Below are 16,412 nucleotides of genomic sequence, written 5' to 3' on the forward strand. Positions count from 1 at the left end.
TATAATAAAAGTTCAAAATCCTACGGAGTTTAGAATTGTGGATTTGTAGTCATACAAAAAAGGCGCTCCACAATGATAGCTGTGGGGCGCCCCTTTTTAGTTAAGCTGACTCGTAGTTCAGTATCGTCTCATTGCTTACGTCAGTCTATGCACAGACCACACAACGCCCGAGGAGGAACCGCCAAGGTCCAGCGGAATTGTTAATCCATCTGCTGCGTAGAACAGTCCGATTACGTCGCCTGCCGTCAGTTCAAACTCACCCGTTAATGTCACTGTACCGTTCCCTAATATCGTCCGGAGTGACAACAGCAGTGCGATGTTAACATTCAGCAGAGGGAAGAGTCCGGTTACCAAATCTGTTACCGTAGGGGATGTTCTCCGCACTACAAAAGCCGGGTTCACTCCCGCACCCAACGCAACTGAAATCGCAGCCGTAGTACTGTAGTTAATAGTCGCCTCAAACGAATATCTGCCTGTGGCCGGGATCGTGTAGTTACCCGTTGTTTCGTTAAAAGTCGCGCTGTCGTAATAAGGCGTCGTCACCGTCCACCCTGTAAGCTGTGTGCTGGCTGCCGCCGAGAACGAAGGCAGGAATGCCGAGAAGCCTTCCGTTGAGATATTGGGGCCTGTCGCACCGGTGGTTCCGGTTAAGCCCGTGGTTCCGGTGACTCCAGTCACGCCGGTCACACCGGTTGCACCTGTTACGCCTGTTGCTCCCGTTACCCCAGTCGCTCCAGTCACACCTACTCCTGTCGCTCCGGTAACCCCGGTTGCACCCGTCACGCCTGCGTCTCCTGTTGCTCCCGTTACTCCAGTCGCTCCAGTCACGCCAGCTCCCGTAGCTCCTGTAACCCCGGTCGCCCCGGTCACTCCAGCTTCGCCCGTCGCACCAGTCACGCCCGCTTCGCCCGTCGCTCCGGTCACGCCCGCTTCGCCCGTTGCACCAGTCACGCCCGCTTCGCCCGTCGCCCCAGTCACGCCCGCTTCGCCCGTTGCACCAGTCACTCCAGCTTCGCCCGTCGCCCCGGTCACTCCAGCTTCGCCCGTCGCACCAGTCACGCCCGCTTCGCCCGTTGCACCAGTCACTCCAGCTTCCCCTGTCGCTCCAGTCACGCCCGCTTCGCCCGTCGCTCCAGTCACGCCAGCTTCGCCCGTCGCTCCAGTCACGCCAGCTTCGCCCGTCGCTCCAGTCACGCCCGCTTCGCCCGTCGCTCCAGTCACGCCTGCTTCGCCCGTTGCACCAGTCACTCCAGCTTCGCCCGTCGCTCCGGTCACGCCCGCTTCGCCCGTCGCCCCAGTCACGCCTGCTTCGCCCGTCGCCCCAGTCACTCCCGCTTCGCCCGTTGCACCAGTCACCCCAGCTTCGCCCGTCGCACCAGTCACGCCCGCTTCGCCCGTCGCTCCGGTCACGCCCGCTTCGCCCGTTGCCCCGGTCACTCCAGCTTCGCCCGTCGCACCAGTCACGCCCGCTTCGCCCGTCGCTCCGGTCACGCCCGCTTCGCCCGTCGCTCCAGTCACGCCTGCTTCGCCCGTCGCTCCAGTCACGCCTGCTTCGCCCGTCGCACCAGTCACTCCAGCTTCGCCCGTTGCCCCAGTCACGCCCGCTTCGCCCGTCGCACCAGTCACGCCCGCTTCGCCCGTTGCACCAGTCACTCCAGATTCGCCCGTCGCACCAGTCACGCCCGCTTCGCCCGTTGCACCAGTCACTCCAGATTCGCCCGTCGCTCCAGTCACGCCAGTGGCTCCGGTCACTCCTGCGTTACCTGTTGCTCCCGTAACCCCAGTCGCTCCAGTCACTCCAGCTCCCGTTGCACCCGTAACCCCGGTTGCTCCAGCCACGCCAGCTTCGCCTGTCGCCCCGGTAATCCCCGTGGTTTCACCTAACAACTCAGCAGATACCAGCCGGTGGGCTGTTACCAGCTGTCCGGTGCTGCTCTTGCCCCACAGTGAAATCTGGATAGGGTCGTCCGTCATATCCTGGGTGACAAACAGAAATTCAAAAGCATCCAGATCCGCATAATAAGTGTTTGTTATCACTTCGTTTGCAGCCACATTCAGCGACTCGCTGACATACACGTTTCTTATTCCCCCGAGCATGTAATAACCCTGTACCAATACCGTAGAAGCTGAAGTACTGCTGCGGTTATCGATTCTGACCGTAACCTGCGTGGTCGGTCTAACACCTCCAACCATATTATTTTCCAGCGGTCCCGTTGATAAGAAGCTCATTTCCCAGTCTCCTTTAATTGCAGATTTAATTGTCCCATACTCTACTTCCTACTCCTGCTGAATCTATCTTTTCCCTCATAGAAGCTATATAGATTGAACTTGAAATGATTCCAATGGGGATGTTGTTGTCCTCCTTGGCTCAAGCTATATAGTACTGAAACTAGCAGTACAAAGATTGATTTATATAGTATTATTCCGGCACTCCCCTTACGGTGTGGACGTTAACGCTCCAATCCGGTACACATCCAGCACAAATGAATAAGCAGACAAAAAGGGACTTTCCCGAAGCCGCCACGGCCCGGTTAAGTCCCTGATTCACAATGGCTATTCTATTCCTGTCCCTTACTCAGCCGGCTCTCCAGACTCTCTGCCTTCAAGGGATTCTGGGGATCAAAATCAGGATAGATATACTCCTCGCGCTGAAAAGAGTACCCCGTATCCGCAATGTCGAGCATCTGATTCAGCCGCTCCGTTTCGCTGCGCAGCCCCTCGTCAAGCGGCCTCTCTCCCGAGAGAATCTGCAGATACAGCTGCATCCTCGGACGGTCACCGGAGTCACGCGGTTCCATGGATACCGTGCTCGGATCATATTGATCCATAATCTGCGGCGAGAGCGGATATATAGACTCAGCGGCAGCCGGAATAAATTCCTTGAAGTGCCCCAGCCCCGGTGCAAGACCCGGAACATCGAGAATACCGTCCACCACCGGCAGGGCCAGCGCCTGCTGGAACAGAATGGTCAGGAATTCCCCGGACTGCAGGAATTTCCATACTTTAACTGCCGCCTCCCGGCTTGGAGCTGAACTATTCACTACCAGCGGAGAGTGCGGGATCATCATGAGCGCTCCGCCGCCCCGCTTGGAGGAATCCGCCACGGGAGGCATTGCAACTCCCCAATCGTCCTTCGGCATATATTCCTGCAGCTTTACATAATCTTTGCTGGTGGCGTACATCATGCCGATATTGCCGTCCGCGAACTGCCGCAGGGCACTGTCACGCTTAAGCAGTCCCTCACCCGGATACAGACTCCCCTCACGCTTCATGTCCAGCACCATTTGCAGCCAGAATCTGTATACACTCAGCTCATAACGCCCGGTCTGGTAATTATAGAGATAATAACCGCTGGAGGTATTGGAGATTTCAAGACCGGTCTGCAGGCTATCCTGGCTGTCTCCGGCAGGAAGCGCGAAGCCGTATTTATTCACGCCCTCTCCTGCCTGGCTAATCCTGGCAGCAGCCTCTTTCACCGCTCTGAAGGTAAGGGGCGGGTGCTCCGGGTCAAGTCCGGCATCGCGGAACAGCTGCTTGTTGTAGAGAAGACGCACGGTATCAACACTGGAGGGCATGAAGTAGATCCCCCCTCTGAACAAAGAGCTGTGTGCATAATTCCTGGCCCATGCCGGGAATCTGCTTAAGTCAGCAGTGTTCAATTCAGCAGACAGATTAGCCAGATACCCCTTGTTCACATAGGTAGCCAGCCAGGTATTGTCGACACTGAACACATCCGGACCCTGTCCCGAGGTCATCAGCATATTTAAGGTGTCATCGTAGACATCTGCAGCGATATCCATAACGTTAATCTCGATATGCTCCGGGTTGGTTTTGTTATATTGACTGATGGCATTCTTCACTTCCAGGTTCTCCGTCCAGTCATACAGGGCGATCTTTACCCGGATGGGCTGCACCGGTACCTCCGCGGGACCCGGACTGAAGCCCACCAGCAGCGGACGGTCATAAGCAATGGCATACGCTGCAGTCCCGCATAATAGTAAGGCAAGGATATAGAACAGGAACCGTTTCATCTTGCACCTCCTGCGTTGACATCAAGACTTATTGCGTTTTACAATGTATACCAGCTATTGATTGGTATTTTCCAACAATACCCGATAAATGGCAAGCCGCAAATATCGGGATGCCGGGGGGAGGGCTCCAATGAGGAAGCTGTTTGATACGTTGTCACGGACCCTCTTCTTGTATAATTTCAGCATCCGCAGCCGGCTGATTCTGTACTTCCTGTTCCTCGTCCTGCTTCCGACAACCATTATATCGGTGACGGTATATAACAAATCAGCCGATATTATCACCCGCAATGTTAATACATCCATTGAGAACAACTTCAATCTCGTTCAGGACAATCTGGCCCAGCGGTTCGAGGCCGCCAATAACTCCATGATTGCGCTATACCTTAATTCGGAATTCGCTGACCTCATCTCCTCTAACCGGCCTACGGACAGCACCGGAATCATCAATGAACTGGCCGCCCTCGACAAGATTCTCGAGAATTTCCCCGCGAACGGAACATCGGGAAGCAGCTTTGTACCTATGCTCTATATGCTGAACCGCCCGGAATATACCCAATATAACTTCTCCAGACGTGTATTCAATATCGATCTCATCTCCCTGAAGCCCTGGTATCTCGGCATTCCGGCCCAATCCGATTTCACTGTCGTCGGACTCAGCTCTCTGGATTCCAAGTACACCCTCAAATTCGCAAGGCGCCTGTTCGGCATCCGGCATGCACAGCTGCCCTTTGTCGGGCTGCTGACCATCGACATTCCTGTAGCTGAATTCGGCACACTGCTGGAGCATTACAAGCCTACGCCCGGCAGCAAGGTCTATATCGCAGACGGAACCGGCACGATCGCCATCAGTCCGGAGCCGGCCCTGATCGGGCAGAACATCAACACACAGGACTACTACAGCAAGATGAACGCTCCGCCTGACGGTTCAGCGGGTCTGCATTCTTTTCACCATATGATCGGCGGCGAGAATATGCTTGTCTCCTACCGGACCATTGACAACACCGGCTGGACCATTCTCTCGTTCTCTCCTGTCCGTGAGCTTAACGGAGAATTAGCCGCCTTCCGCCGGGTGATGTATATCGTGATCGGCATCTGTATGCTGGTCTCGCTCATGATGGCCCTGCTGCTGTCAGAGAATATCTCAGCGCCGATCCGCAAGTTCATCCAGTCGATGTCGCATGCCGAAAGCGGAAATTTCAACATTACCATCCGCTACAGGCGCAAGGATGAATTCGCCTACTTGTTCAACCGCTATAACAAGCTGCTCCAGCAGATTAAGGCGCTGATTGACAAGCTCTATGTGACCGAGCTGCGCAAGAAAGAAGCCGAGCTACAATCCCTGCAGGCCCAGATCAACCCGCATTTTCTCTACAACACCCTGGATTCGATCAACTGGATCGCCATCAATCACGATATTCCCGAGATCAGCAGTATGGTTACCGCCCTCTCAGATTTCTTCAGGTACAGCCTGAGCAAGGGACGGAATATCATCCCGCTCCGCGATGAGCTGCGGCAGGTGGAGAGCTATTTGGAGATTCAGCAGTTCCGTTTCCGGGATAGGCTGGAATATGAACTGGAGGAGACGGACCCCAAGCTGCTGGAGGAATGCCTGGTGGTCAAGCTCAGCCTGCAGCCGCTGGTTGAGAATGCCCTGATTCATGGCATTCAGCAGCGCCGGGGTCAAGGCAGAATCCGCATCAGGGTCGAGACTTCACAGGGGATACTCAGCGTTTCGGTGTTTGACGACGGCGTAGGGGCAGACCCGGAGCGGCTGAACCTGCTGCTAACCCATCCGCAGCCGGGCAACCAGTCCTATGGTATCCGCAATGTGCATATGAGAATTCAGCAGTTTTTTGGAGAGTCTTACGGAATCCGCTATTACGCTAATACCGAGGATGGCTGCGGCCTGCTTGCGGTGATCCGGTTTCCGGTGGTGACTACATGGGATGAGGTGAGTGAAGATGTTAACGATGATCGTAGCGGATGATGAGCCGTTTATCCGCAGCAGCCTGATCCACGTGTTCAAATGGCAGGAGGAATTCGGAATTGAGATTATAGGGGAGGCGTCTGACGGGCTGGAGGCCTATGAATTATGCCTGAAGCTTGCGCCGGATATTCTGTTCACCGATATTATGATGCCGCTGATGGGCGGTCTGCAGGTGGCGGAGAAGCTGCGGGAAGCAGGCAGTCGTACCAAAATCATTATTATCAGCGGCGCCCAGGACTTCTCCTATGCCCGGGACGCGCTGAAGGTGAGTGCCGAGGGATATATTCTGAAGCCGGTGAAATTACCCGAGGTCCGGGAGGTCTTCCATCAGGTTGTCGCTAAGCTTAGGGGAGAACGTGAGCATCAGATGGATGTAGAGCAGCTGAGGAAGCAGCTGCAGGACAGCATGCCGGTGATCCGCGACAAGTTCCTGCAGAATCTGATTGCCGGCCTATACCGGAACGAGGATGAAATTTGGCAGAAAATCAATTATTTTGCCCTTCCCTTCAAGCGGGGGACAGCTTTGACAGCCTGTGTACTGCAGCTGGATGAATACCAGAGCGCAGTGGACAAATTCTCGGAGGAATACAAGCAGCTGCTCTATTTTTCCATTCAAAATATTATCAATGAGTGTCTGGCCAGCCACCCGTGCTCCATCAGCTTCGTCGCCAGCGAGAATGAGTTCATTATGCTTTTCTGCCCGGCAGACGATCCCTCGCCCTCTTCCATCTCCGAAGTATGCGGGCAGATCATCAGTAATATCCGCAAGTATCTGCGGCTGGATGCCTCGGCAGGCATTGGCAGAGCTTGTCCCCTGGCCGGCCAGCTGGAGGACTCATACAAGGATGCGCTGGCCGCGCTGGTGTACACATTCTATACCGGGCACGGCTCTGTCCTCTACATTAAGGATATCCAGCCGGAAACGGAGACACTGGAGAGCACTTACTTCTATAAATTCCAGGCCCGGCTCATGAATGAACTGAAGGCAGGCCATACGGGCACCGTCATGGAGCTGATGGAGCAGCTGTTCACCAGACTGGCCGGACCCAAGCTGCAGATCGGATATGTGCAGAGTATTTGTGCCGAGATGATTTTCACCTCCGCCAGGGCCCTGTATGAGATTGACGAGGATACCCGGCTGGTACTGAGTGACCGGATTACAATTATGGATAAGCTGTACCTTCAGAAGAATATTACCGGCCTGAAGGCGTATATGCTGTCGCTTTTTCATGACTTAAGTGCGTATGTAGCAGGCAAGAACACCTCCAAGAACAGCCGGATCATCAGCAAAATCCATTCTATTATCCAGGAAGGCTACGCTTCTGAGCTCTCCATTTCGAGAATTGCCGAGGAGGTATTCCTGACGCCTAACTATATCAGTCTGATCTTCAAGAAGGAGACCGGTGAGACGATTACCGACTATATCACCCGGATCCGTATAGGCAAAGCGAAGGAGCTGCTGACAAGCACAGACCTGAAAGTAATGGAGATTTCCGAACTCGTGGGATATGAGAATCCCCATTACTTCAGTACAGTTTTCAAAAAAACCGTTGGCCTGCACCCGCTTAAATACCGCTCTGAACAAAATCAGTGATGCTGATCTCTATCTGATGATATAGGATTTGACGCCTATTCTAGAATAGATGGCCGTGCTGGCTCCACGTTTACCGGATAGCGGCAGGCCGGAACGTGTTGTTAATGTAGCTATATAGGCAAAGTCCGGGTGAAGTCCCTCATCCGCCAGGTAGGCCGAAGTCCGGCTGCCTGGTACTCTTTCCCTGTTGAGTGAAGTGATCATCTCGGATGCGCTCTTAATGCCCAGCCCGTGTCCGTAGAAGCTGTCGTTCGACAGCATAATTGCGTTCTCCCCCTGCCATTCCGGCTTATCCGGATCATGATCGGGATTCTTGAAATAGACTACATCCCCCGGCTGTAATTCTGCCCGATTGAAGGTGGTGATCATCTTCAGATTGCTGTCATAGTTCCAGTCCCACAGGTACAGATCGGTGAAATAGCGGTCGAAGGCACTCTCCCCGATCATACTGATGGTCGCTCTATATAGAATCATTACCATCGCCATTGCGCATTCGAAGGCATACAGCTGTCCATTTACAAAAATATCATTGATTGCTGCAGAAGGGCTAACCCCTGCCTTCAATTCAAAACCGCCACCCGCCGTACGATTCCAATACCTTGGATTGCAGCGGGAATTCTTGAACGTCGAGAAATCCGTCCCCCCGGCGTTCATCGCTCTGGCTGCCGCGATAATCTCCCCCCGCATTTTTTTCTCGAATGCCGGATTCGCAGGAGCCGTGTATCCATACCCCATCCTGCTTCCCCCCTTCATCTTCTTGTCATGAAATATAGGTTATTGTACGTGTCGGGCCTCATATTGGTGCGTGGGACTTTGCGCTCAGCACAAAATAACCCCACAGAGTGGGGCCTTATCTTCAATGATTATATTAATTTTTGCGCTTCTTGTGTAAGGTTACGTTAGGCTTCAAAGTAATTTCAAAAGCACGGCCCCAAATATAAGCGGGATTATGGTAATGAAGTGCCGCACTGGAATATTCCGCAATTGACCAGGCAGCTCCGCTAATCTGACGGATGCTGCAGGCTGGTTCAGGACTCCCGATAAGGAATGCGTTTGCCCCGGCAAGGGTGGCTGTATGTGTCTGCATCCGCTCTCTCAGCAGGGCTTGTAAATGAGAATAGTCTTCCGGACTATTAAACAAAAGCATATTTTGATCTGCAATCGCAGCGACATTCACATATAACGAATGGGCTCTTGAATATTCCCGGATTTCACCAATAGCCAGCCTTTTGTAATAGTAATCTTTCAAGAAGCGTTTGAATAAAAGCGATCCGTGAGCGTTAACAGCAGAGCTGAGCGCCCCCGCATCTGTCTCCGTAACCAAAAATGCATACCGGGCCTGGCCCATGCCTAGCGCTATCCCGATTTTGTTACCCGGCGTATTCCAGCCGCTATATCCTAAAATGCTTCCGGTATGCCGGCTGCCCAGCAGGCTTTCAGTTACCGCAGCATCCGCTGCACCGCTGCCGACAAAATCAATCACTACAGACAGAACACCATTGGCGTGGTTAGCTGCAAGGCGGTTAACCGCAGCCGGCGTCTGATCCGCAGCAGTAACCGCGATAATCTCCAAGGCAGGTGAACCGCTCACAGACTCAGACGCTGCACCCACAATGTCCACATGACGCAGAATGTTCTGATGTACATCCATATATTCATACGGACTCGTAATGGTAGAGCCATGGGGTCCGAAGTATTGAACGGCACACCCCGTCTTCGCCCCGTTACGATAGAGCTGATTCGCCATACGTGCCAATAACGCCTGTCCCAGTCCGTCTGCATCCGGCAGAATGATTGCACGCTCCGGATTTTGACCATTCATGCCGCCGAGCCAGCCATTAATGCACTGTTCTACAAAGTGAATCTCGTTAATCTGCACCCCTTGAGTATTGGCATCATCCACACCTACCGCGAGAAAATCAATATATCCCTCCTGCGCCAGCTTCTCCAGAATGTAATGATTCGTTTTGAACTTATGCTGTCTCGTGTTGTAATACTGTTCTTTATCGAAAGTGGCTGTGCTGCCATAGGAACCCTCTGGAGACAGGTTATATCCGCTGAGAATATCGGCAAACTGCGTAAAGCTTCTTCGCGGCTGAAGCATGAAATTGCGTGATTCTGTATAGGCTGCCAAGTCCAGACCTTCTGCAAAAGACGTTGTAGCCAGCCTCATAATCGTATCCAGCACATACACCGGCTTGTCCGGATAAGACTGCTTCACTAAACGGATCACATCCAGCAGGTTCGTGATCTCAGGATCATAGGCCGGATAAGCTCCCCCCGCGTCCGCCCGGAGACGGCGGCTTCCGATCAGGCCCCCGTAGGCGAGCATATCCGTAGAGATTATAAAGCCGTCTGCAGACGCTGCATGATGAAGAATAAATTTCCGGATGCGGGCGGTGTCTCCATATGCCGGTGAAGATGTCGTTAGTAAGGTGGTCCCCGATGATGTCTTGTGCGAATCCAGACGGTTTCTAAGATCATTTACATGCGGGGTGATTACATGGATTCCTGCCGATTTCCCTTGAGTCATAACATCGTCCAGATTGACGGGTCTGTCATCCAATGGTACGTATAGCACCTTCTTCATTTGTATCAAGCTCCCTCTGAGTAGCAGATAGGCCCGGATGCCTTCACTTATAAGGTAAATTAGGCAGCTAAAATACAACCTGAAAATAAAAAAATATTAAATTTCCCAATATTGGCATCCATCTATTCAACTATGATACAATAAAACAGAACATATGTTCCTATTTATTCATCGATAATCATCATACACGCCCATATATACATATTATTATTTTTATTTCCAGAAAGGGGTAATCCGCTTTGGATAGAGCACAAACGGTATATGAACGCTACCGGAATGAACTCTGCCGGATAGGTTGGAGAGTACAATATAGGGCTAAAAAGGCCGGACGGCTGGAATCTCCGCTTTTTGACAATATACAGGCTGGAACAAACTTTACTCAAGCTTCCGAGAACAAAATAATGATTGAGCAGCTCACGGAAGGCCTGCCTGCTTTTGAAAAATCCATCTTATATAACCTCTATCTGGAAGGGTACAGCGAAGCGGAGGTCGCCAAGCAATTCAATATGAGCCAACAGGCGGTGAGCAAATGGAAAAAGAAGATCATCCACCAGCTATCTCAGACAACGAAATTACAAGACTGATCCAAGCGGCCAAAAATAAAGAAGCCGCAGCGATGCTGCAGCTCCTTGAATTATTCCAGCCAGATATACAGAAGTTGAGCCAGTATGCCCGGTTACCCGATGAAGAGGCCGCCTCAGAAATTATCGTGGAGTTTCTTGAATTTATATCTGCACATGAAGAGACTACTCCTTGAACCCGGGCGCCTCCTGGAACCAGCCATTCACCTGCGCAGTCTCCTCGGTCAGAATATCGAGATAAATGGATGTACGGTAATCCGGTTCAGCCGGTACATTAATGTGTTGGTATGGATATGCAGAGCTTTGGTCAAGACTTTTACCATTAAGCTGAGGGAGCGGGCTGATCATGCGCTGTTTGGTGGATATGAGGAATGCCGCATGAGTAAAGACGTTTTCGAGTTATAGGATCTTTTTGTGCATATATGCTTGGGAACACTTAAAGCATTATCCAAAGCTTTTGGATAAATTCAGCAGACCATTGCCCTCAATGATATATTCTGCAGACCCTAGGTGAAAAGCTTGATAAGCTAGATCTGTCAGTGAACTTAATGAAACAATCAAGAAGATTAAGGATTAAGCATAGTCGTCATTCAATAAAGAGCCAGCCTGTTCCATGATGTTCGATATCGGACTTCAATGATCAGGCTGCTTTGTATTGCTTGAATCCCTACTCAGAATAGACCGTTGGAGTGATTAATGTTATTATTTTACATAATTAGGCATTTAAAGAGAGGGTTGAAGCTTGATGAACGCCAGATTATTCCGAAATATAGCGGTAATTACATTTTGTGTGGCCGTTCTCCTGTTTATCATCGATACGGTTTTTGTTTTTGATGATTCCTGGTTCAACGGAACTGGTATAATATCCACTTTTGTACTACCTCCTGTGGGGATATTGTCTGGTGTGCTAGCTTACCGGAAAACTGAATCAAGAATTGACGGTTTACTTATATTTGCCAACATATCTGCCCTGTTTATCTATTTCGCCTTCATGTTTATCGGTACTCTATTGCTCGGCCCCTGACTGTAACACAAAGAAGCAAGGATAGGATGATAAGACATCCTGGTCCTTGCTTCTCTAGTTATATGGAGCTATTATGAGCAGGCACCGGCTACTTGAGCAGCGATGAAATAAGCTCTGACTGCGAAGGCAGCCCAGCCGCTCATACCATTCGTGCATTCGAGAACCTTGACATCACAGAAGCAACTGACAGAAAACAGGCGGAATGGATTGGTTTTTTTATATTTTCATAGATAATATGTTCTATTGTTCAATCTATATTTGTGAAAATGGGAAGCAGAGGCAGTTACTCCTTGAACCCGGGCGTCTCCTGGAACCAGCCATTCACCTGCGCGGTCTCCTCGGTCAGAATATCGAGATAAATGGATGTACGGTAATCCGTTTCCTTCAGGCTCCTGCCTGTAATCTCGGCGATCCGGTTCAGCCGGTACATTAATGTATTGGTATGGATATGCAGAAAGGCGGCCGATTCCTTCAGATTCCCGTTCATCGTCAGGTAGACGGCAATGGTCTTGAGGAAATCACTCTTATGCTCGCGGTCATGCTCCTTCAGCGGGTAGAGCAGAGCGCTGCGCCGTGTGCGGCTGCGCTTCTGCTCCAGAATGGCCGGAAGGTAGGCCCAGAAGCCAATCTCTTCATAGAGCAGCAGCTCACGGGCGTGATAAGGCAGCAGCTTCTTAATCTCCAGAATCTGCAGCGCTTCGCGGTAAGCGGCGGCCGCAGAAGTATATTCGCGGTAGCCCGGACTGCAGCCGGCCTTAAGCCTGCAGCCTTCGCTTGCGCCCATATCCCGGATCAGCTTCTGCACGAACGAGGACAGCCGCTCCGTCCCTTCCACCGGGAACACAAACGAGAACAGAATAATCAGCCGGTTCTGCTCGGCAGTCTGGAACAGCAGCCGCTGTCCGGCATAGGCATCCATAATCCGGCGGAAATTCTGCAGGAAATGCTCATCCACCGGCTTATCGCTCTCCAGTACCCCGATATAATAGCTCCCCGGCAGCAGAATGGACCCGGCCTCCGCCTCCTGGCGGATGCGCAGCTCGCTCTCATAATGCGAGGTCAGCAGCTTCCAGAAGAAATCCTCGAATGTCTTCTCCTGCTTCGTCTTCCAGCCCCGCTGCTTCAGCAGATAACGCCCGGCAATGCCTGCGGCTTTTTCGACAATCCGTTCGGCATGGCCTTCGGCGAGATTCCCGCGGTCCACCACCCAGATGTAGCCGAGAATCTCCTGCTGGTGTTTGATGCACATAGCCAAGCGGGGGCCCAGACCTACCTCCATGACTGCAGGAATGCGGATGGGGTGGCTGGTATTCTCCAGATCATGCATGACCCCTTTTTTGCGGAGGCCTATAATCACCGTATTCGGAACTCTTTTGCCGATAATGGTCGAGATACGGGCCGGATCGCTCTCAAACTGATGGGAGCTGTACCCGATCACATGATGGTTGCTGTCCTCAATCGTCACCTGCGACTGAAGCGATTCGCTGATGGTATCCGCGAGGGATTCCATGCTGTCAAAAAAACGGTCAAATGTATGCTCTGATTCTGTCAATGTGCCCACCCCAACCTGAAGAATAACAGAAGCTTTAATCAATTTCTCTGTAGAATTGATTACATTATATTACACCGCTTGGCAGTTGCCTATAGGAACATCCAAGAAACACGGAGGAAACCTAACATGGACATTCAGTCTGCATAAAAATAGCCCGGCGATTGCCCGCCGGACTGTAAGGTGGTACCCCTCTACTCTTGTGTGATCTGTAAGCTCTATATGCTAGATCAGAGTGAACTCTTGTTCTACTGCTTTCTCTACCGTGAAGTACTCTTCCCCAAGAGCTTCTGCCACGGCTTGGCAGGTGATCTTTCCGTTGGCTACGTTGACACCGCTCTTCAGGCCGGCATTGTCTTCGATCGCCTGGAACACGCCTTTATTTGCAATTTGCAGCGCATATGGAACCGTTACGTTGGTTAAAGCAATGGTCGAGGTTTTGGCCACGGCACCCGGCATATTTGCTACCGAGTAGTGCAGAACGCCGTGTTTCTCGAATACAGGATGATCATGTGTGGTGACACGGTCAATCGTTTCAACGATACCGCCCTGGTCAATGGCCACGTCTACAATGACGGAGCCAGGCTTCATGGTTTTGACCATTTCTTCAGTAACCAGCTTAGGAGCTTTAGCCCCCGGAATCAGCACTGCGCCTACCAGCAGGTCTGCTTCAGCAACAGCTTTGGCAATGTTATATGGGTTAGAGATCAGGGTGCTGATCTGAGAACCGAAGATATCATCCAGCTGACGCAGTCTGTCCGCGCTAAGGTCGACAATGGTAACCTCTGCGCCAAGGCCGATCGCCATTTTAGCTGCATTAGTACCTACCACGCCGCCGCCGATTATGCTAACCTTACCGCGGCTTACGCCGGGAACACCGGAGAGCAGAATGCCTTGTCCGCCGTAGTTCTTCTGCAGGAACTGTGCGCCGAGCTGCACGGACATGCGTCCGGCTACTTCGCTCATCGGTGTGAGCAGCGGCAGTGTACGTCCATCCACTACAGTTTCATAGCCGATGGCGAATACGCCTTTGTCTTTCAGGGCAGCTGCAAGGGCAGGCTCTGGAGCAAGGTGCAGGTAAGTGAAGAGAATGAGACCCGGACGGAAGTAACCATATTCGCTTTCGAGCGGCTCTTTAACTTTCATAACCATTTCAGCGGCAGCCCAGACCGCTGCGGCTTCTGCAATCAGTTCTGCTCCGGCTGTGGCATATTCCTCATTCAGGAATCCGCTGCCCGCGCCGGCTCCGGCTTCAACCAGTACTTTATGTCCATCGGCTACCAGACTTACCACTCCAGCAGGGGTAATCGCTACACGGTTTTCATTATTCTTAATTTCTTTAGGTACACCAATAATCATTGTTATTCGCTCCCGTCTTGTGTGGATCTCTTATGTAAAGAATCATAACATACGATTTCCTGCGGCATTTTGGGTAAAAAGAAAAACATTATCTGCCATGATTGTGTTTTTACACAATGGGATGATATAACCGTGAGATAGAACGTTTCCTTGCACAAGAGCAGTATCCAGCCGGTGAAATGTAAAGTTATGTTCCATATTCTCAGGTTTTTTGTTACTTCTGAGGCTTTTTGCGATCTGCTATTCTTGATTTGCAAGCCTATACAGTTATACAGGGAGGTTGTCGCTTTTGAAAAAAACACGCTGGATCGCCGGAATTACATCACTCGTTCTTATAATGGGCCTGGCTACAGGCTGTGGTAACAGCAGCAATTCATCTGCAGCCAATAATGAAAGCCCTGCCAAAGGCAATGGGGCAACATCTGCAAGCCCGGTAACCCTCAAAATGTGGGGCGGCGTTCCGCCGGAATCCGGACCGCAGGAGGTCATTGATAACTGGAACAAGGAGCATCCCGAAATTCAGGTGGAATATGTACGCTTTGTTAATGACGACGACGGGAACCTCAAGCTGGATACGGCCATGATCACCGGGCAGGATGTAGATTTATTCGTGAACTACACGATTTCCCATGCCTCCAAGCGGGTAGAATCGGGTCTGGCGCTGGATCTAAGTACCTTTACCGATTACAACATCGACGAGAAAATGGGCATTGACGCCGAGAGCTGGAAGATTGATGGCAAGTATTACGGCGTTCCCACTACCAAAAGCCCGTTCTTCATCGCTTTGAACAAGGAGGCTCTTGACGCGGCGAACCTGCCGGTTCCGAAGGAATGGACCTGGAATGAGCTGCGTGAATATGCGAAGAAGCTGAAGACCGGCGACCAGTACGGATTCATTCAGAATATGGAGCCGTTCGTGGACCCTATCGACTCCGTGCTCTCCCAGGAGGGCTACACTAAGGCTGACGGCACCTCCAATCTGGATCATCCGCTCGTCAAGCAATGGCTGGAAACGCTGAACGGAATGATGAAGGACGATAAGACCACACCGCCGCTTGGCGAGCAATTGACATCCAAAATGCCGGTCGAGCAGGTCTTCCTCAGTGGAGAGGTACCGATGCTCAATATCGGGGCGTGGCTGCTGCGCAGCTCGAATAACTTCACGGATTTCCCGCGTGATTTCACCATTGCCTTCGCGCCGGTACCCCGGCTTGCCGAAGCTGCGGATGATTATGTGTCCCGCGGGGGATTAGGTGATTATATCTCCATTAATGCCAAGTCCAAGAAGCAGGAAGCGGCCTGGGAATTCCTGAAATGGTATTCCGATGGCGGCATGTCACCGATGGCAGCAGGCGGAAGATTGCCGGCTTCGAAGGATGCCAATCAGGATGATGCGGTGAAAAGTCTCATTGGCGACAAAAGCGATTCCTACGATCTGGATTCCCTGATGTATGTCATGTTTGACAATCAGACTCCGACCTATGTACGCAGTCTGCCTCAGGAGGTTATGGATCTGCGCTCACAGGAATACGAGAAATACTTCCTCGATTCGCAGTCACTGGATCAGACGGTGCAGGCCATGGTAACCCGGCATAACGAGTACCTGAAGCAGAATAAGTAGAAGCTGCGATACAGACAAAAATGGAAATAGAGAAATACTCTAATTTAAAAAATACGTATGGAGACTCCATTTCATA

At 51.7% G+C, this 16,412-nt stretch carries 12 protein-coding genes; 5 read left to right on the plus strand and 7 right to left on the minus strand.

Annotated features, from left to right (window positions below):
- Window positions 1-135: 135 nt before the first annotated feature.
- Entirely contained in the window at window positions 136-2,229 is a 2,094-nt protein-coding gene (locus tag NYE33_RS02800) for a YadA family autotransporter adhesin (RefSeq protein WP_341064692.1), read from the minus strand.
- Window positions 2,230-2,558: 329 nt separating this feature from the next.
- Window positions 2,559-4,031, minus strand: coding sequence for an ABC transporter substrate-binding protein (locus NYE33_RS02805; protein ID WP_341064695.1), 1,473 nt, complete (start codon window positions 4,029-4,031; stop codon window positions 2,559-2,561).
- 130 nt (window positions 4,032-4,161) lie between these two features.
- Here NYE33_RS02805 and NYE33_RS02810 point away from each other — a divergent pair, with 130 nt between their 5' ends.
- Together NYE33_RS02810 and NYE33_RS02815 are read left to right on the plus strand one after the other, a co-directional pair.
- Window positions 4,162-6,018: a cache domain-containing sensor histidine kinase gene (locus NYE33_RS02810; RefSeq protein WP_341064697.1), complete on the plus strand. Its 1,857-nt coding sequence runs from the start codon at window positions 4,162-4,164 to the stop codon at window positions 6,016-6,018.
- Window positions 5,993-7,612: a response regulator gene (locus NYE33_RS02815; RefSeq protein WP_341068574.1), complete on the plus strand. Its 1,620-nt coding sequence runs from the start codon at window positions 5,993-5,995 to the stop codon at window positions 7,610-7,612. Before NYE33_RS02810 ends, NYE33_RS02815 begins: the two co-directional genes overlap by 26 nt.
- A 9-nt stretch (window positions 7,613-7,621) precedes the next feature.
- Here the strand turns inward: NYE33_RS02815 and NYE33_RS02820 are convergent, their stop codons facing one another.
- Window positions 7,622-8,347, minus strand: a complete 726-nt coding sequence (locus NYE33_RS02820; RefSeq protein WP_341064698.1) for a protein-glutamine gamma-glutamyltransferase — start codon at window positions 8,345-8,347, stop codon at window positions 7,622-7,624.
- Window positions 8,348-8,480: 133 nt separating this feature from the next.
- Window positions 8,481-10,202, minus strand: a complete 1,722-nt coding sequence (locus NYE33_RS02825; protein WP_341064700.1) for a DUF4127 family protein — start codon at window positions 10,200-10,202, stop codon at window positions 8,481-8,483.
- Between the two features lie 239 nt (window positions 10,203-10,441).
- Here NYE33_RS02825 and NYE33_RS02830 point away from each other — a divergent pair, with 239 nt between their 5' ends.
- Window positions 10,442-10,786: a sigma-70 family RNA polymerase sigma factor gene (locus NYE33_RS02830; RefSeq protein WP_076243469.1), complete on the plus strand. Its 345-nt coding sequence runs from the start codon at window positions 10,442-10,444 to the stop codon at window positions 10,784-10,786.
- A complete protein-coding gene (locus NYE33_RS02835; RefSeq protein WP_144026044.1) occupies window positions 10,732-10,959 on the plus strand; it encodes a helix-turn-helix domain-containing protein in 228 nt (75 codons plus the stop codon). Before NYE33_RS02830 ends, NYE33_RS02835 begins: the two co-directional genes overlap by 55 nt.
- On the opposite strand, the gene NYE33_RS02840 is transcribed toward NYE33_RS02835, so the two are convergent.
- The 3 genes from NYE33_RS02840 to ald form a co-directional block, all read right to left on the minus strand.
- On the minus strand, window positions 10,949-11,131 hold the full coding sequence (locus NYE33_RS02840) for a hypothetical protein (protein ID WP_042132838.1): 183 nt from the start codon (window positions 11,129-11,131) through the stop codon (window positions 10,949-10,951). The genes NYE33_RS02835 and NYE33_RS02840 overlap by 11 nt on opposite strands.
- A 959-nt stretch (window positions 11,132-12,090) precedes the next feature.
- Window positions 12,091-13,359, minus strand: a complete 1,269-nt coding sequence (locus tag NYE33_RS02845) for a PucR family transcriptional regulator (protein WP_341064703.1) — start codon at window positions 13,357-13,359, stop codon at window positions 12,091-12,093.
- A 222-nt stretch (window positions 13,360-13,581) separates the two neighbouring features.
- A complete protein-coding gene (gene ald, locus NYE33_RS02850; protein WP_076243467.1) occupies window positions 13,582-14,715 on the minus strand; it encodes an alanine dehydrogenase in 1,134 nt (377 codons plus the stop codon).
- A gap of 289 nt (window positions 14,716-15,004) precedes the next feature.
- On the opposite strand from ald, the gene NYE33_RS02855 reads away from it, so the two are divergent.
- Window positions 15,005-16,336, plus strand: a complete 1,332-nt coding sequence (locus tag NYE33_RS02855; RefSeq protein WP_256703811.1) for an ABC transporter substrate-binding protein — start codon at window positions 15,005-15,007, stop codon at window positions 16,334-16,336.
- Window positions 16,337-16,412: the final 76 nt, after the last annotated feature.

It is taken from the genome of Paenibacillus sp. FSL R10-2199 (genome assembly GCF_038000235.1).
Classification (GTDB): domain Bacteria; phylum Bacillota; class Bacilli; order Paenibacillales; family Paenibacillaceae; genus Paenibacillus_AQ; species Paenibacillus_AQ phytohabitans.